The organism is Pandoraea oxalativorans (genome assembly GCF_000972785.3).
GTDB classification, from domain to species: Bacteria; Pseudomonadota; Gammaproteobacteria; order Burkholderiales; family Burkholderiaceae; genus Pandoraea; species Pandoraea oxalativorans.
On the sequence record NZ_CP011253.3, the window covers coordinates 4,415,769 to 4,432,965 of the forward strand.

Annotated in this window: 14 protein-coding genes; 8 read left to right on the forward strand and 6 right to left on the reverse strand. The window is 63.4% G+C overall.

The annotated features are described in order from the left end of the window. Positions 1–122: 122 nt before the first annotated feature. The 3 genes from MB84_RS19395 to purN form a co-directional block, all read right to left on the reverse strand. Complete coding sequence (locus tag MB84_RS19395; protein ID WP_065225807.1) at positions 123–1,559, reverse strand: mechanosensitive ion channel family protein; 1,437 nt, start codon at positions 1,557–1,559, stop codon at positions 123–125. Positions 1,560–1,584: 25 nt separating this feature from the next. After that, positions 1,585–2,895 (reverse strand): RsmB/NOP family class I SAM-dependent RNA methyltransferase, encoded by a 1,311-nt coding sequence (locus MB84_RS19400; RefSeq protein ID WP_046294014.1) that lies wholly within the window; start codon positions 2,893–2,895, stop codon positions 1,585–1,587. Positions 2,896–3,092: 197 nt separating this feature from the next. Beyond that, a complete protein-coding gene (gene purN, locus MB84_RS19405) occupies positions 3,093–3,752 on the reverse strand; it encodes a phosphoribosylglycinamide formyltransferase (RefSeq protein ID WP_046292946.1) in 660 nt (219 codons plus the stop codon). A gap of 212 nt (positions 3,753–3,964) precedes the next feature. On the opposite strand from purN, the gene MB84_RS19410 reads away from it, so the two are divergent. The 7 genes from MB84_RS19410 (at position 3,965) to dut (ending at position 12,907) form a co-directional block, all read left to right on the forward strand. Continuing rightward, positions 3,965–4,957: a bifunctional riboflavin kinase/FAD synthetase gene (locus tag MB84_RS19410; protein WP_046292947.1), complete on the forward strand. Its 993-nt coding sequence runs from the start codon at positions 3,965–3,967 to the stop codon at positions 4,955–4,957. Positions 4,958–5,125: 168 nt separating this feature from the next. Next, entirely contained in the window at positions 5,126–7,963 is a 2,838-nt protein-coding gene (gene ileS / locus MB84_RS19415; RefSeq protein WP_046292948.1) for an isoleucine--tRNA ligase, read from the forward strand. Continuing rightward, entirely contained in the window at positions 7,963–8,505 is a 543-nt protein-coding gene (gene lspA, locus MB84_RS19420; protein ID WP_046292949.1) for a signal peptidase II, read from the forward strand. Before ileS ends, lspA begins: the two co-directional genes overlap by 1 nt. A 136-nt stretch (positions 8,506–8,641) precedes the next feature. After that, a complete protein-coding gene (gene coaBC, locus MB84_RS19425) occupies positions 8,642–9,853 on the forward strand; it encodes a bifunctional phosphopantothenoylcysteine decarboxylase/phosphopantothenate--cysteine ligase CoaBC (protein ID WP_046292950.1) in 1,212 nt (403 codons plus the stop codon). 263 nt (positions 9,854–10,116) lie between these two features. Then, complete coding sequence (locus MB84_RS19430; protein ID WP_084010066.1) at positions 10,117–11,337, forward strand: MFS transporter; 1,221 nt, start codon at positions 10,117–10,119, stop codon at positions 11,335–11,337. Between the two features lie 17 nt (positions 11,338–11,354). Continuing rightward, complete coding sequence (locus MB84_RS19435) at positions 11,355–12,386, forward strand: LLM class flavin-dependent oxidoreductase (protein WP_046292952.1); 1,032 nt, start codon at positions 11,355–11,357, stop codon at positions 12,384–12,386. Positions 12,387–12,460: 74 nt separating this feature from the next. After that, entirely contained in the window at positions 12,461–12,907 is a 447-nt protein-coding gene (gene dut, locus MB84_RS19440; RefSeq protein WP_046292953.1) for a dUTP diphosphatase, read from the forward strand. Between the two features lie 107 nt (positions 12,908–13,014). On the opposite strand, the gene clpA is transcribed toward dut, so the two are convergent. Together clpA and clpS are read right to left on the reverse strand one after the other, a co-directional pair. Next, entirely contained in the window at positions 13,015–15,312 is a 2,298-nt protein-coding gene (clpA, locus tag MB84_RS19445; protein WP_046292954.1) for an ATP-dependent Clp protease ATP-binding subunit ClpA, read from the reverse strand. Beyond that, positions 15,309–15,623, reverse strand: a complete 315-nt coding sequence (gene clpS, locus MB84_RS19450) for an ATP-dependent Clp protease adapter ClpS (protein ID WP_010807118.1) — start codon at positions 15,621–15,623, stop codon at positions 15,309–15,311. Before clpS ends, clpA begins: the two co-directional genes overlap by 4 nt. Before the next feature lie 440 nt (positions 15,624–16,063). Here clpS and cspD point away from each other — a divergent pair, with 440 nt between their 5' ends. Further along, the gene (cspD, locus tag MB84_RS19455; protein ID WP_039400870.1) at positions 16,064–16,270 is read left to right on the forward strand and encodes a cold shock domain-containing protein CspD; all 207 of its coding nucleotides are present in this window, start codon (positions 16,064–16,066) and stop codon (positions 16,268–16,270) included. Positions 16,271–16,862: 592 nt separating this feature from the next. Here cspD and MB84_RS19460 read toward each other — a convergent pair. Beyond that, positions 16,863–17,177 carry a non-heme iron oxygenase ferredoxin subunit gene (locus tag MB84_RS19460; protein ID WP_046292955.1) on the reverse strand — a complete coding sequence of 105 codons (315 nt, stop codon included), beginning with the start codon at positions 17,175–17,177 and terminating at the stop codon, positions 16,863–16,865. Positions 17,178–17,197 lie beyond the last annotated feature (20 nt).

The following is a 17,197-nucleotide window of genomic DNA, read 5'->3' on the forward strand; positions in this document are numbered from 1 at the left end:
GTGCCAGTGAACGTCTGGTTTTATGGTTTGGGACGCATTTTACCCGACGGACCGTTGCCCGTGTGTCGCCTAGCAGCCACGCATTTTGTCGCAGGTCAACCCTTCGGCTTAGGGAAAAAGGTCTATCGGGCCGTCTTTCCAGCGTCATCCGCCTGTGGCACGGGCTTTTTGGGCGGCGCATTGGCCGAATCCGGCAATTCGCGTGCCCCTTCCGGCAAAACGGGGCCATCGACCGGCAGATGGGGGGCTTGCGCAGGAATCCCGTCCGCCCAGTCGTTCAGGATACGTATTTCGCGCTGGGCATACGGAATTTCAATACCATGCTCGCGAAATGTGCGCCAAATCCGCAAATTGATGGTGGAACGGATCGCGCCGCTGCCCTGCGCCGGATCCTGCACCCAGAATCCCATTTCCAGATCCATCCCATCGGCACCGAAGTTCAGCAACAGCGCCGAGGGCGGCGGATCCGTCAGCACGCGGGGGATGTCTTCGGCGGCCTTGAGCATGAGCGACATCGCCAGCTCGACGTCAGCGCTATAGGCGACCTGCACGTTCACTTTGGCGCGGCCACGGGTCTCGGTAAACGAATGGTTCTGGACGACGTTCGTCACCAGTTGCTCGTTGGGCACCAGCGCTTCGACGCCGTCCAGCCCGCGCACGACCGAGTACCGAGTGTTGATTTGCGAGACGGTGCCGTGATACGTCGACACCGTAATCAGATCGCCGATGCGCACGGACCGGTCCAGCAGGATGATGAAGCCCGACACGAGGTTCGAAGCGATCTTCTGCAAGCCGAATCCCAACCCCACGCCAAGCGCACCGCCGAACACGCCCAGCACGGTGATGTCGATGCCGACGAACGACAGCGTCGCGAGCACGGCGATCAGCGTCAGCAGCCCCTTGACCACACGCGAGAGCACCACCTTCAGGTTGCCGTCGAGCGTGGTCGTGCGCATGATCCGGTCTTCGATCAGCGAGCCGACCCACATCGCCAGCACCAGCGTCACGCCGATCCAGAGCAGGCCCGACAGGATCGAGAGCAACGTCAGATGGCTTGAGCCGACAGCGAACTTCACACTGGCGAGCCACTTGAGGATGTCGTCGTGCACGCCCAGCACGTAGGCGAGCATCGAGAACCAGGCGAGCGTGGTGAATACGCGCTCGAACACCTTGAGCAGCCCCGAGGCGTGGGGCGACGAGGCGAACAGCCTGCGGGCGAAGTAGAACGCGAGATAGATCAGCGCGGTGCCGAACAGGGGGACTTCCGCGAGCATCAGCAGCGAGACGTGCGTGTATTGCTGAAGCACCACGCGCGTGAGCGCCACGCACATCCAGCCGAACATCGGGAAGAACGAGCGGCGCAGGCTCGACGAGCCCGCGCGGCGTGCAGGTGCGACGCGCTCGAAATGGCGGTCGAGACGTCCGATCATCCAGCGACGCAACACGAGGGCGACGGCGAGCGCGCCCACGAGCGCGACGATCTGCCAGATGATCTGCGGATCGCCGAAGTCGCGAACGACATCCCGCACCAACCTTGCGAAAGCCGGACTTTCCTGCATCGCCATATCCTTCTATCTCTTCTTGTTATTCGTCGATATTAGCTGACGTCACGACTGAAGCTTTGGCCGCCGGACGACGCTCGAACACAGCGGCGAAAAAGCCGTCGGTCGCGTGGCGGTGCGGCAGCAATTCGAGATACTTGCCCGTGTCGAGTCCGATTTTCTGCGCCGCCAGCAATTCGTTCGCGGGCAACAGCACGAAGTCCGGATGCGCAGCGAGGAACCCCTCGGCAATCGCACCGTTCTCTTCGGTCAGCACGCTGCACGTTGCATACACGAGGCGGCCGCCCGGCTTCACGAGGCGCGCGGCGCTCGCGAGGATGGACGTCTGCTTTTGCGTGAGTTCTTCGACCGACTGCGGCGACTGACGCCATTTCAGATCCGGATTGCGACGCAGCGTGCCAAGCCCGCTGCATGGCGCGTCGACCAGCACGCGGTCGATCTTGCCCGCCAGACGCTTGATCTTGCTGTCGTTCTCGCTATCGATCATCACCGGATAGACGTTCGACAGGCCGCTGCGCGCCAGACGCGGCTTGAGCTTGGCCAGGCGCTTCTCCGACACGTCGAAGGCATACAGACGCCCGGTCGAGCGCATGGCCGCGCCGATGGCGAGCGTCTTGCCGCCCGCCCCTGCGCAGAAGTCGACGATCATCTCGCCACGGCGCGGTGCGACCAGTTGGCACAGCAGCTGACTGCCTTCGTCCTGCACTTCGATTGCGCCGGACATGAACAGCGGGTGTTTCTGCAACGCCGGCTTGCCCGCCAGACGAATGCCGTTGGGTGCCATCGGCGTCGGCTCGGCCGAGAAGCCGCTCTCGCGCAGCCCGGCCAATACCTCGTCGCGGGTCGCCTTGATCAGGTTCACACGGCAGTCGAGTGGGGCTGGCTGGTTCAGTGCTGCGGCAAGCGCTTCCAGTTCGGTGGCATCGAAACGCGCGGCCAGACGGTCGTACAGCCACGCCGGCAAGTTAGTACGCACTCGCGGCGCAAGGCTGGCCGGATCGATCTGACCGACGTGTTCAAGCCACGTCGCTTCTTCGGGTGTCGCGACCAGTTCGACCGACGCGATGCCGCGCGTGAAGGCCAGACCGAGCAGCGCCAGACGGCGCTCCTGCGAGCCCGTGCCGCTCACGGCGTGCTGACCGAATTCGAGCTTGCGGCGCAGGATGGCGAAGACCGTCTCAGCCAGCACACCGCGCTCGCGGTGGCCGAGCTTGTCGTTGGCGCGAAAGTACGTGCTGACCAGCGTGTCGGCCGGGCCGGTGAACGTCAGTACGCTGCCCAGCAGGCGCTGCGTGTGTTCGAAAAGCGCAGGAGGCAGACGCTCGCCACGCATGCCGGTGCCACCGACCGGGGCGTCGGGACGGCGCTCGTAGCGCGTGCGGTCGTACTTGTCGGGACGAACGTAGCGCTCCTGGCGCTCGCCATTACCCCCATTGCCGCCCTTGGACGACTGACGGTTATCGGGGGAACGACCGCCGGAGCGGTGACCGGATTGTTTGGCGCCATCGCGGCGCTGGGTCGGGCGGGTGCTCATGCGTCCTCACCAAAAAGCCATTGCGAATCTTGCGAATCGGGGGTGCCGTCGGCACGCGGGGTCAAGGTCACGCGGCCATCCGCGATGACCAGACGATCCTCCACGAACCAGCGCACGGCGCGCGGGTAAATGATGTGCTCCAGGGGCAGAATGCGCTCTGCCAGTGTCTCGGGCGTGTCGCCGTCGCGCACGGGCAAGGCGGTTTGCAGCACGTACGGACCGTGGTCCAGCTCGGCCGTCACGAAATGTACCGTTGCGCCGACGATCTTGCAGCCGGCTTCCAGCGCGCGGGCGTGCGTTTGCAGCCCCGGGAACGCGGGCAACAGCGACGGATGGATGTTGATGAGGCGTCCGGCGTAGCGGCCGGTGAATGCCGGCGTGAGAATACGCATGAACCCGGCGAGCACGACCAGATCGGGCTGGTGGCGGTCGATCTCGGCGGCCAGTTCGGCGTCGAAATCTTCGCGGGTCTTGCCGCGGCTCGGGACCACGGCCGTGGGGATACCGTTTTCCTGGGCAAATGCCAGGCCTTCGGCGTCGGGGCGATTGGCGATGATGGCGGCCACGCGGGCCGGCCAGCCTTCTGCGGTACAGGCCCGGACGATGGCCTGCATGTTGCTGCCTCGTCCGGAAATCAGGATGACAATGTTCTTCATCGCCGGATTTTATCATTGGCGCGGCGCACCAGACAGCGCGATGCACGCCGCGATGGCCTCGAAGCGTTTATAATTCAACGTTCTGCGGCGCCGCAATGTCGGCTAGCGCGCCCTGTGTCGACCGGTTGTCCCCGGACGCGACAGGCCGCCAGCCCCTTCCAGCACGCCGCGCGGCTATTTCATCATTCAACGTCCTGTAGACGCTTTTTATCGTGCGAGTCTTCCGGGGTTTACCCAACGCGCAAAGCAAAGCGCCCTGCGTGCTGACGATCGGCAATTTCGACGGCGTGCATCTGGGCCACCAGGCACTGCTCGCGCGCGTGCGCGCGGCGGCGGCTGCGCGCGGCTTGCCGGTGTGCGTGATGACGTTCGAGCCGCATCCCCGCGAATACTTCACGCCCGACCGGGCGCCTGCCCGCATCTCCAATTTGCGCGACAAGTTCGAAGCGCTGCGCTCGCACGGCGTCGACCGTCTCGTGGTGGAGCACTTCAACGCCCATTTCGCCGGACAGTCGCCCGAAGACTTCGTGCGCAACATCATCGTCGACGGCCTGCACACGCGCTGGCTGCTCGTGGGCGACGATTTCCGCTTCGGCGCGAAGCGCGCAGGCGACATCGAATATTTGCGCGACGCTGGCCGCCGCTTCGACTTCGTCGTCGAGCAGATGCCGACCATCGCCCATGACGGCGTGCGCATTTCCAGCTCGGAAGTGCGTGCGGCGCTTGCCGACGGCAACTTCGAGCGCGCCCACGCGCTGCTCGGCCGTCCGTATGCGATCACCGGTCACGTCGTGCACGGCATGAAGCTCGGCCGCAAGCTGGGCTTCCCGACGCTCAATCTGCGCATCGCGCACAAGCACCCGGCCCTCTCGGGCATCTTCGTCGTTCAGGTGCACGGTCTGGCGGACAAACCGCTACCCGCCGTGGCGAGCCTGGGCCTGCGCCCGACCGTGGACGATTCCGGTCGCGTACTGCTTGAAGTGCATCTGCTCGACTTCGTGGGCGATTGCTACGGCAAGCTGGTGCGCGTGGAATTTTTGCAGAAACTGCGTGACGAAGCGAAATTCGACGGACTGGCCGAACTCGAGGCGGCCATCGCGCAGGACACGCGCGAAGCCCGTGCCTATTTCGCCCATGCGCTCGACGCCAATGGCCCGAGCGCACGACGCGACTTCGCCACCACGGCGACCGACCGAATTAGTTGATCTTCGCCCGCGTGCGTCGGCGCCCAGCGCCTCGCGCGCGGCCCGCAGCCGTCTCTGGCACCTGCCCGGACGCCGCCCTTCGTGGCCCACAAGGTCGACAAGGCTCCGGCAACGTCACCGGCGCGCGCGCCCCACACCCGATACCCAAAATTCGATAGCGTTGCATCCATGAGCGAAAAGAAAGCCCCGAGCAAATACCCCGTCAACCTGCTGGACACGCCGTTCCCGATGCGTGGCGACCTGCCCAAGCGCGAGCCGCTGTGGGTCAAGCAATGGCAGGAAAAGAAGATCTACGACAAGATCCGCGCAGCCAGCAAAGGCCGTCCGAAGTTCATCCTGCACGACGGCCCGCCGTATGCGAACGGCGACATCCACATCGGCCACGCGGTCAACAAGATCCTCAAGGACATGATCGTCAAGGCGCGCAGCCTTGCGGGCTTCGACGCCGCCTACGTGCCGGGCTGGGACTGCCACGGCATGCCCATCGAAATCCAGATCGAAAAGCAGTTCGGCAAGCACCTGCCGGTGCGCGAAGTGCAGGAAAAGGCGCGCGCCTACGCTGCGGTGCAGATCGAGCGCCAGAAGGCGGACTTCGAGCGTCTGGGCGTGCTCGGCGACTGGGACAATCCGTACAAGACCATGAACTTCGCGAACGAAGCCGGTGAGCTTCGTGCGCTCGCGCAGATCCTGCAGAACGGCTATGTGTATCGCGGTCTGAAGCCGGTGAACTGGTGCTTCGACTGCGGCTCGGCGCTGGCCGAAGCGGAAGTCGAGTACAAGGACAAGACCGATCTGGCCATCGACGTGGGCTTCGGCTTCGCCGAACCGGAAAAGGTCGCCAAGGCCTTCGGTCTGCCGAAGCTGCCGCGCGAAGAGGGCTACATCGTCATCTGGACGACGACCCCGTGGACCATCCCGTCGAACCAGGCGCTCAACGTTCATCCGGAAGTCGAGTACGCCCTCGTTTCGACCGAACGCGGCCTGCTGATCCTGGCGACCGATCGCGTCGAGGAATGCCTGAAGACGTACGGCCTGCACGGCGAGATCGTCGCGCGCACCCTGGGCGAGGCGCTCTCGCTGATCCGCTTCCGTCACCCGCTCGCCACCGCCGACAACGGTTACGACCGCACCTCGCCGGTCTACCTCGGCGACTACGTGACGACCGATACCGGCACCGGTATCGTCCACTCGGCCCCGGCCTACGGTGTGGAAGACTTCGTGTCGTGCAAGGCGCACGGCATGGTGGACGCCGACATCCGCATGCCGGTGCTGGGCGACGGCCGCTATCAGGACAGCCTGCCGCTGTTCGGCGGTCAGTCGATCTGGGACGCCAACCCGCAGATCGTCGACGCGCTGCGCGACGCGGGCACGCTGTTCCATTCGTTCAAGTACACGCACAGCTACATGCACTGCTGGCGTCACAAGTCGCCGATCATCTATCGCGCGACGAATCAGTGGTTTGCGGGCATGGACGTGAAGCCGGTCGACGGCGCACCGGGCAACGGCCAGACGCTGCGCGAGATCGCGCTCGCCGGTATCGAAGCGACGGAGTTCTTCCCGTCGTGGGGTAAGCAACGCCTGCACAACATGATCGCGCACCGCCCGGACTGGACGCTCTCGCGTCAGCGCCAATGGGGCGTGCCGATGGCGTTCTTCGTGCACAAGGAAACCGGTGCCCTGCACCCGCGCACCCCGGAACTGCTCGAAGCCGTGGCCAAGCGCGTGGAAACCGAAGGCATCGAAGCCTGGCAGACGCTCGACCCGGTCGAGCTGCTCGGCGACGAGGCCAAGGATTACGTGAAGAACCGCGACACGCTCGACGTGTGGTTCGACTCGGGCACCACGCACTGGCACGTGCTGCGTGGCTCGCATGCGCATGAGCTGGGCTTCCCGGCCGATCTGTATCTCGAAGGCTCGGACCAGCATCGCGGCTGGTTCCATTCGTCGCTGCTGACCGCGTCGATGCTCGACGGCCGTCCGCCCTACAAGGCGCTGCTCACGCACGGCTTCACCGTCGACGGTCAGGGCCGCAAGATGTCGAAGTCGATCGGCAACACCATCGTGCCGCAGGAAGTTGCCGACAAGCTTGGCGCTGAAATCATCCGACTGTGGGTGGCCTCGACCGACTACTCGGGCGAGTTGTCTATCTCGGACGAGATCCTTAAGCGCGTGACGGAAGGCTATCGCCGCATCCGTAACACGCTGCGCTTCCTGCTCTCGAACCTGGCCGACTACGACCACGCGAAGCACGCGATGCCGGCGGATCAATGGCTGGAAATCGACCGTTACGCCGTGGCGCTGGCGCAATCGCTGCAAACCGAAGTGCTCGGCCACTACGACCGTTACGAGTTCCACCCGGTCGTATCCAAGCTCCAGACGTTCTGCTCCGAAGACCTCGGCGGCTTCTACCTCGACATCCTCAAGGATCGTCTGTACACCAGCGCGCCGGACGCCCCGGCACGCCGCGCCGCGCAGAACGCGCTGTATCACATCACGCACGGCCTGCTGAAGCTCATGGCGCCGTTCCTGTCGTTCACGGCGGAAGAAGCGTGGCAGGTGTTCCAGCCGGGCAACGACACGATCTTCACCGAGACGTACTACGCCTATCCGGAAGTCGCGGAAGGCTCGCGTCTGCTCGAGAAGTGGCATCTGCTGCGCACGGTGCGCGGCGACGTCACCAAGGCGCTCGAAGAAGCGCGCGCCGCCGAGCAGATCGGCTCGTCGCTGCAAGCCGAAGTGGACGTACGCGTCGCGGGTCGCAAATACGACGTGCTGGCCAGCCTTGGCGACGACCTGCGTTTCGTGCTGATCACGTCGGCCGCGAAGGTCTCGCAAGTCGCATCGGAAGCCGAGGAAGGCGTGGTCGTCACGCCGTCGACGCATCAGAAGTGCGAGCGCTGCTGGCACTATCGTGAAGACGTCGGCACAGACGCTGCTCACCCCACCCTTTGCGGACGTTGCGTGTCGAATCTCTTCGGCAGCGGCGAACACCGGAGCGCGGCATAATGGCAAGCAAAGCAGGCGCCCGCACGGGCGCGAAGCGTGGTGGTGGCAGCAGCGCCCGCAGCGGTGCGTCCCTCGGACTGGCGCCCTGGCTGGGCATCGCGGTCATCGCGATCCTGATCGATCAGGTCACCAAGCTCACGATTCTGAAGACGTTCCAGTACGGCGAATTCCGCCCGCTGACCTCGTTCTTCAATCTCGTGCTGGTGTACAACAAGGGCGCAGCGTTCAACTTCCTGGCGGCCGCCGGCGGCTGGCAACGCTGGTTCTTCACGCTGCTCGGCATCGTGGCGGCGACGGTCATCGTGGTGTTGCTCAAGCGTCATAACGGTCAGAAGATGTTCTGCCTGTCGCTGTCGCTGATTCTCGGTGGCGCGCTGGGCAATGTGATCGATCGGGTGGTCTACGGCCATGTGATCGACTTTCTGGACTTTCACGTCGGTGGCTGGCATTGGCCCGCGTTCAACGTGGCCGACTCGGCCATTTGCGTTGGTGCGGTGCTGCTGGTGATCGACGAGTTGCGACGCGTGCGGCGCGGCAAGTAGCGCAGCACAACGGGGCCGCAGCGATCTGCGGCACGATGCGTCCACGGCGTGCAGCCGGTGCGACGGACCGGTCGGCAGCAAACACCGTCGCGGCGCCCTGGAGGCGCCGCGCGGCACTTTGGAGGAGGCATTTCCTATGGAACGTGGTGAACTGGCTGGCAAGACCATCGTGCTCGGCCTGACGGGCGGCATCGCCTGCTACAAGTCGGCAGAACTCACGCGGCTGCTCATCAAGGCCGGTGCCACGGTGCAGGTCGTGATGACCGAGGCCGCCACACAATTCATCACCCCGCTCACGATGCAGGCGCTCTCGGGCCGCCCGGTGTTCACCAGTCAATGGGACAACCGCATCGACAACAACATGGCGCACATCGACCTCTCGCGTGAGGCCGACGCCATTCTCATCGCCCCCGCCTCGACCGACTTCCTCGCCAAGCTCGCACACGGCATGGCCGACGATCTGCTCTCGACATTGTGTGTGGCGCGCGATTGCCCGCTACTGGTCGCGCCTGCGATGAACCGTCAGATGTGGGCCAATCCGGCCACGCAACGCAACGCAGCGACGCTGCGCGGCGATGGCATCGCGATTCTTGGCCCGGGCAGCGGTGATCAGGCCTGCGGCGAAATCGGCGACGGGCGCATGCTCGAACCGGAAGACCTGTACGAAGCACTCGCTGGCTTCTTCCAGCCGAAACGCCTGGCGGGACGTCGCGTGCTCATCACCGCGGGCCCGACCTTCGAGCCGATCGATCCGGTGCGCGGACTCACGAATCGCTCCAGCGGCAAGATGGGTTTCGCTCTCGCACGCGCGGCCGCACAGGCCGGTGCGGATGTGCATCTGGTCGCCGGACCGACTTCGCTGGCGACGCCCTACGGCGTGACGCGCAGCAACGTCCAGACCGCGCAACAGATGTACGACGCCGTGATGGCCGACGTCTCGCGTAACGACATCTTCATCGCGGTGGCCGCCGTGGCCGACTGGCGCGTGCGCGACGTCGCGCACGACAAGATCAAGAAGACGGGCGACGCCGACGTCCCGACGCTCGAATTCGTGCAGAACCCGGATATTCTCGCCGCCGTGGCGCAACTGCCGAAGCCGCCGTTTTGCGTAGGCTTCGCGGCCGAGTCGGGCGATCTCGAAAAGCACGGTGCACAAAAGCGTCAGCGCAAACAGGTGCCGTTGCTCGTGGGCAATCTCGGCCCGGCCACGTTCGGGCAGGACGACAACGAAGTCATTCTCTTCGACGAAGCGGGACAGAAGCGTTTGCCGCGCGCCGACAAGCAGGCGCTCGCCCGCAGCCTGATCATCGAAATCGCCGCACGGCTACCGTCGCGCACGCCCGGCTGAGGGGCTCAATGGGTGGAATGGGTGGAATGGGCGGAATGGGCGGAATGCGCTGACGGCCGTGACGATCCGCTCGCTCGCCGCCACCCGCTGCGGCGGTGCCGCCCGCCCTAATACCCCTACAGCCAGTCCGTCTGTCATTGTCGTTGTCCGGCGACGCTGACAGACTGACAGGCGCGGCGGCGACCGGCAGTGACATTACGCGCCCCACGACCCGCCGCGATCGGTACCCGGCCCTGCGGGCCATCGCACACGATAACAATCAAATGACACAACCTCCTACCCCCGCGCGGCCACACGTCAGTGTCTACGGGACACTGAGCATGCTCGCCGCGATCATGTTCTTCGGTTTCATGACCATCGGCATGCCGCTGCCCGTGCTGCCGGTGTACGTCCACGAAACGCTGGGCTTCGGCTCGTTCGTGGTCGGCGTGACGATCGGCATCCAGTCGGTCGTCACCCTCCTGCTGCGCTCCTATGCCGGACGCACCGTCGACACGCGCGGTCCGCGCAACGCCGTGCTGACCGGCCTGTGCGGCTGCGCGGCAGCCGGTGTGCTGTACCTCGTCGCGTCGATGATGCCGACCCCTTCGCTGGCGCTGGGCGTGCTGCTCGCGGGACGCGTCGTGCTCGGCTTCGGCGAAAGCCTGCTGCTCACGGGCGGCATGTCGTGGGGCATCGGCCTGCTCGGCGCCGCGCACGCGAGCAAAGCGATTTCGTGGCAAGGCGTGTCGATGTACACCGCGCTCGCCGTGGGGGCACCATTTGGTGCGTATTTGCTGCAAGCGGCGGGCTTCACCGTCGTGTCGCTGGTCAACATCGGCCTGCCTGCCGTGGCGTTCGCCATTGCACTGCATCTGCCCGCCGCAGCACCGGTCGGCGGTACCCGCCTGCCGTTTTTCAAGGTGGTCGGGCTCGTGTGGCGTCCGGGTCTCGCGATGACGCTCGGCAGCATCGGCTACGCCGTCATCGCCGCCTTCATCACCCTGTTTTACGCGAGCCACGGCTGGTCGGGCGCAGCGTTCGCACTCACGCTCTACAGCGGCACGTTCATTGCGATGCGGATTCTGCTCTCGCACACAGTCGACCGTTTCGGCGGGCGCCGCGTCGCCATGTGCTCGCTCGTCTTCAGCGCCATCGGTCAGTTCCTGCTGTGGGGCGCGGTCAATCCGCATATGGCGCTCGCGGGCGCAGCGCTCACCGGGATTGGCTTCTCGCTGGTGTTTCCGGCACTCGGGGTGGAGGCATTACGTTCGGTGCCGCCGCAGAACCGGGGCGCGGCGCTGGCCGCATACTCGGCGTTCTTCGATCTCGCGCTCGGTTTGATCGGACCGATGGCCGGTCTCGTTGCCAACTTCTTCGGCTACGCCTCGATCTTCCTTTGCGGTGCCATTGGCGGCATCGTCGCGATTCTGATGATTGCGCGCCTGCCGCACGCAGGCCCTGGTATCGCCCCGGCGGATTCGTCCGCTGGCAGCGGTCACTGATCGGGAGCGACCCACTCATGACGCAACCCGCTGCACGTCTCAAACTGTCGGTGCTCGACCAGACACCGGTCATTCACGGCCACAGTGTGGCCGACGCTATCGCCGCCACCGTCGAACTGGCGCAAGCCGCCGACGATCTCGGCTACACGCGCTACTGGTGCGCAGAGCACCACGGACTACGCGGCGTGGCCAACCCCGCGCCGGAAGTCATGATCGCCCGGCTGGCGAGCGTGACGAAGCGTCTGCGCGTGGGCTCGGGCGGCGTGATGCTGCCCTACTACAGCCCGTTCAAACTGGCCGAGCAATTTCTGATGCTCGAAGCCCTGTTTCCGAATCGCATCGACCTCGGGGTCGGTCGCGCGCCGGGCGGCGACATGCGCACCGCACGCGCCGTCGCCAAGGGTCCGTACGACGCAGGCGAACACTTCCCGCAACAAGTCGCCGAACTGGCGGGACTCTTCGGCGACACGCTGGCCGACGATCACCCATACCGTGGCGTGCTCTTGCAACCGGCCGTAGAAACGCGCCCCGAGTTGTGGGTACTCGGCTCCAGCGAGTTCGGCGGATTGCTCGCCGCACAACTCGGCCTGCGCTACTGCTTCGCGCACTTCATCAACGCGCATTACGGCCATCGCGTGACACAAGCCTATCGCGAGCGCTTCACGCCGGGCCAGCTCGACAAGCCCTACTGCTCGGTCGCGTTGTTCATCATCTGCGCGGATACGGATGCGCAAGCGCAGGCGCTGGAAGCGGGCGTGGATTTGCGGCGCGTGCAGATGGCGTACGGCATGAACGAACCGATCCCCAGCCTCGATCAGGGCGCGCAGGCCAAGCTGCAATACCGGGAGCGGGAACTGTCCGTGATCGCCCGGGAGAAGCCGCGTAGTATCATCGGCACCCCGGAGCGCGTGACCGAGCGTGTGCTTGAATTGCAGGAGCAGTTCGAGGCCGACGAGATCACCGTGCTGACGGTCGCCGGCAGCTATCGCGCTCGTCTACGTTCGCACGAACTGCTGGCGCAGGCGTTTTCGCTGCGTGCCGATGACTGATCGGACCTGACGATGTGCGCCGCCCGCGCCTCGAAATTTTTTGACTCACTCGCCTTAACTCACCGCCATACGCCATGAAACTCGACGTCAAGATCCTCGACGAACGCCTGCGCTCGCAGTTGCCCGCCTACGCCACGCCAGGCAGCGCCGGCCTCGATTTGCGTGCGTGCCTTGACGCACCCATGACCATCGCCCCGGGCCAGACCGTGCTTGTGCCGACGGGGCTGGCCGTCCATCTGGCGGATCCGGGCTACGCCGCCCTGATTCTGCCGCGCTCCGGTCTCGGCCATAAACACGGCATCGTGCTGGGCAATCTGGTCGGCCTGATCGATTCGGACTATCAGGGCCAGTTGATGGTCTCGACGTGGAATCGCGGCAACGAACCGTTCGTGCTGAACCCGTTCGAGCGTCTGGCACAACTGGTGATCGTGCCCGTCGTGCAAGCGGAGTTCAATATCGTCGACGAATTCCCGGAAAGCGATCGCGGCGCTGGCGGCTTCGGCAGTACCGGCAAGCAGTAACGACCGTTGTCACTTGTCCGCACGTCACACGGGCGACGGGCAACAGGACGGACAAAAGAAAAGCGCCGCATTTCGCGGCGCTTTTCTTTGCGACAGTGCCTGGTCGATTACTCGACTTCGGCAGCTTCCGGCTGAGCCTTGGTATTGCCGTCCTCCGGGAAGGACAGTTGCACCTGATCGTTCTCGTCGAGATCGACAGTCACACGGCCCCCGCTCGTCAGACGCCCGAACAGCAACTCGTCCGCCAGCGCGCGACGAATCGTGTCCTGAATCAGACGCTGCATCGGCCGCGCGCCCATGAGCGGATCGAAGCCCTTCTTCGAAAGATACGTGCGCAGCTTGTCCGTGAAGACAACCTCGACCTTCTTCTCGTGCAACTGGTCTTCCAGCTGGATGAGGAACTTGTCGACCACGCGCAGGATGATCTGCTCGTCGAGCGGCTTGAAGCTGATGATCGAATCGAGTCGGTTGCGGAACTCCGGCGTGAACATGCGCTTGATGTCGGCCATCTCGTCGCCGGCCTGACGCTCGTTCGTGAAGCCGATGCTCGCACGGTTGATCGTCTCGGCCCCCGCGTTCGTCGTCATGATGATGATGACGTTGCGGAAGTCGGCCTTGCGACCGTTGTTGTCCGTCAGCGTGCCGTGGTCCATGACCTGAAGCAGCACGTTGAAGATGTCCGGATGCGCCTTCTCGATTTCATCGAGCAGCAGCACGCAATGCGGCTTCTTCGTGACGGCTTCCGTCAGCAAACCGCCTTGATCGAAGCCCACATAGCCCGGCGGCGCGCCAATCAGACGGCTCACCGCGTGGCGTTCCATGTACTCCGACATGTCGAAGCGGATCAGCTCGATGCCCAGCGTGAACGCGAGTTGCTTGGCCACTTCGGTCTTGCCGACACCGGTCGGGCCCGAGAACAGGAACGCACCGATCGGCTTGTCCGTCTTGCCCAGCCCGGCGCGCGACATCTTGATCGCCGCGGACAGGGCGTCGATGGCAGGGTCCTGGCCGAACACCACGCTCTTCAGATCGCGATCGAGCGTCTGAAGCTTGCCGCGGTCGTCTGCCGACACGCTTTGCGCCGGAATCCGCGCAATCTTCGAGACGATTTCCTCGATCTCACCCTTGCCGATGGTCTTCTTCTGCTTCGACTTCGGCAGGATCCGCTGCGCAGCGCCTGCTTCGTCGATCACGTCGATGGCCTTGTCCGGCAGGTGACGGTCGGTAATGAACTTGGCCGACAACTCGGCGGCGGCCGACAGTGCGCTCGACGAATACTTCACGCCGTGGTGCTCTTCGAAACGCGACTTCAGGCCGCGCAGAATCTGCACCGTCTGCTCGACGGTCGGCTCGTTCACGTCGATCTTCTGGAAACGACGCGACAGCGCAGCGTCCTTTTCGAAGATGCCGCGATACTCGGTAAAGGTCGTGGCGCCAATGCACTTGAGCTGGCCCGAAGAGAGCGCAGGCTTGAGCAGGTTCGACGCGTCGAGCGTGCCGCCCGACGCAGCGCCTGCGCCGATCAGCGTATGAATTTCGTCGATGAACAGGATCGCGTTGCTGCGCTCCTTGAGTTCCTTGAGCACCGCCTTCAGACGTTGCTCGAAGTCACCGCGATACTTCGTGCCGGCGAGCAGCGCGCCCATGTCCAGCGAGTAGACGGTGGCGTCCTGCAGAATCTCGGGCACTTCGCCGCGCGTGACGCGCCAGGCGAGGCCTTCGGCAATCGCCGTCTTGCCCACACCGGCTTCACCCACGAGCAGCGGATTGTTCTTGCGACGGCGGCACAGCACCTGCACCACGCGCTCGACTTCCGATTCCCGGCCGATGAGCGGATCGATCTTGCCGTCGCGCGCCATCTGATTCAGGTTCTGGGTGTACTGAGCGAGCGGGCTTTCCTTGGCGTTGGCGCCCTCTTCCCCTTCGGCACTGCCTTCGCCAGCCTTGGCCGACTCGCCGGACGCGCCGGTCTTGGTAATGCCGTGGGAGATAAAGTTGACGACGTCCAGACGCGTCACCCCCTGCTGTTGCAGGTAGTAGACCGCGTGGGAGTCCTTCTCACCGAAAATGGCGACCAGCACATTCGCGCCCGTGACTTCCTTCTTGCCGTTGGAAGTGGACTGAACGTGCATGATGGCACGTTGAATCACGCGCTGAAATCCGAGCGTGGGCTGTGTGTCGACCTCGTCGCTGCCCGGCACTGTCGGCGTGTTATCCGCGATGAAGTTGCGCAGGTTCTGTCGCAAATCGTCGAGATTAGCCGCACAGGCGCGCAAAACTTCGGCTGCGGTCGGGTTATCCAACAGGGCAAGCAACAGGTGCTCAACCGTGATGAATTCGTGTCGTGCCTGGCGCGCTTCCATAAACGCCATGTGCAGGCTGACTTCCAATTCCTGGGCAATCATGCTTCCTCCATCACGCACTGCAGCGGGTGCCCGGACTGCCTTGCATGGCTAACAACTTGCTCAACTTTGGTCGCCGCGACGTCGCGCGTAAAGACCCCACAAACTCCCCTGCCCTCGCGGTGAACCTTGAGCATGATCTGCGTGGCAGATTCCCGGTCCTTATTAAAATATTCCTGAATGACCATCACCACGAACTCCATCGGGGTGAAATCGTCGTTCAACAGTACCACCTTGTACATGGACGGCGGCTTGAGCTGTTGCTCTTGCCGCTCCTGTACGGTGTCGTCATGCGTTGTCGGTAAGGTTGCCATACGTGGATTCTAAACAACTCTCGGGTGCAGGAAGCCATCGGATCCCCAATGCCGCCTGCCGTCCGGTCGTCCACCGGCATGCCAACACTCGTCGATCAGCGCGTGCGTTGTCCAGCAAGGCGCTGCAGCCCCGACCACCGGGGGTGCCACACCCATATGAGTCAGCTTAACCCAAATTTCAAGGGCGTGTCTCCGCACGTCTTATACCCTCCAAGATATAAGGGTAAAACCTGATCGAACGTAACTTCTATCGTTCAAAAAGGGCTTGACACTATTGGTAGTTAGCGAAAACAATCGAACTGGCGCTTTTCCTCTATAAGTGGTTTAAAAGAAAAGATGCCTGGGTGAGCCTAAGAAGCCGCCGCCAGCCGGCGGGTTTTTCAGATGTGCTCGTTGTTGCGGTGATATGTAGTAGTCGTAATTGTTTAGGGGAAGTTTGTATGGCAACCGGTACGGTCAAATGGTTTAACGATGCCAAGGGTTTTGGTTTCATCACGCCGGACGAAGGTGGCGAAGATCTGTTCGCTCACTTCTCGGCGATCCAGATGAATGGATTCAAGACCCTGAAGGAAGGTCAGAAGGTTCAGTTCGAGGTCGTCCAAGGCCCGAAGGGCAAGCAGGCTTCGAACATCACGGCTCCGAACTGAGCCAGCAGTTCGCAGCATTAGAAACCCGGCTTCGGCCGGGTTTTTTATTGCACCGCAACAATGCGTCCGAAACGTTCACATATTTTGGATCCGTTTTTGCATGCAAAGCACGCGCAACTTTCCGCTCCGTCGGCGAATCTTTACGTTATTAAGCTGCGTTTAATCACTTATAAAACTATATTCATCGCAACATTCCACTCCGTTATTAAAATACTCCTTACCGATCTCGAATTGCGGAAATCAATTACGCAGTTACCTGAATTGACTAAGTAATCCTACGCAGCCACCTGTGCCCACCGATGCACAGAAATGACGCACGTTAAGTGTCGAAAAAAACAGTCTTTTAACGAATTCCAAAGCGCCGCTTGCGGTGAAAAGACTGAACATCCGATACACCGCCCAGCCCATCGTTGAATTTTTTGAATCGAACGGTTCATTTCGTTCGCCCCTTCGACGAGGCACCCCGACATCTGCGCCTGCCCGCCGGTCCGGGCGATACCTGGCCCACCAATGCCACGGGCCGCTCGGTAGGCGGCCCGTTTGGACACTTTCCACTAAAGTCGGCACCCGAAGCGACCGGGCACTGGGGATATCACCCCAGATCGACGTAGACTTTTCCGGCCTCGATGCGGATCGGGTAGGTCCTGACCGCGTCGGTCAGCGGCGCGCACATGACCGCGCCCGTACGCACGTCGAATCTTCCCTGATGCAATGGACACTCGATCTCGTGCCCCTCAAGGAAACCGTCGCACAGTCGTGCATTGCCGTGGGTACATACGTTATCGGTAGCGAACACGTCGCCGTCCACGCCATACAGCGCGATATCGCGTCCGCCGACGACCACGCCGACGACATCGTCCTCGGGAATCGCGTCGCGTGACGCCGCCTCAATCCAGTTGCCGCTCATGATGTCCTCTTGTCAGTCCT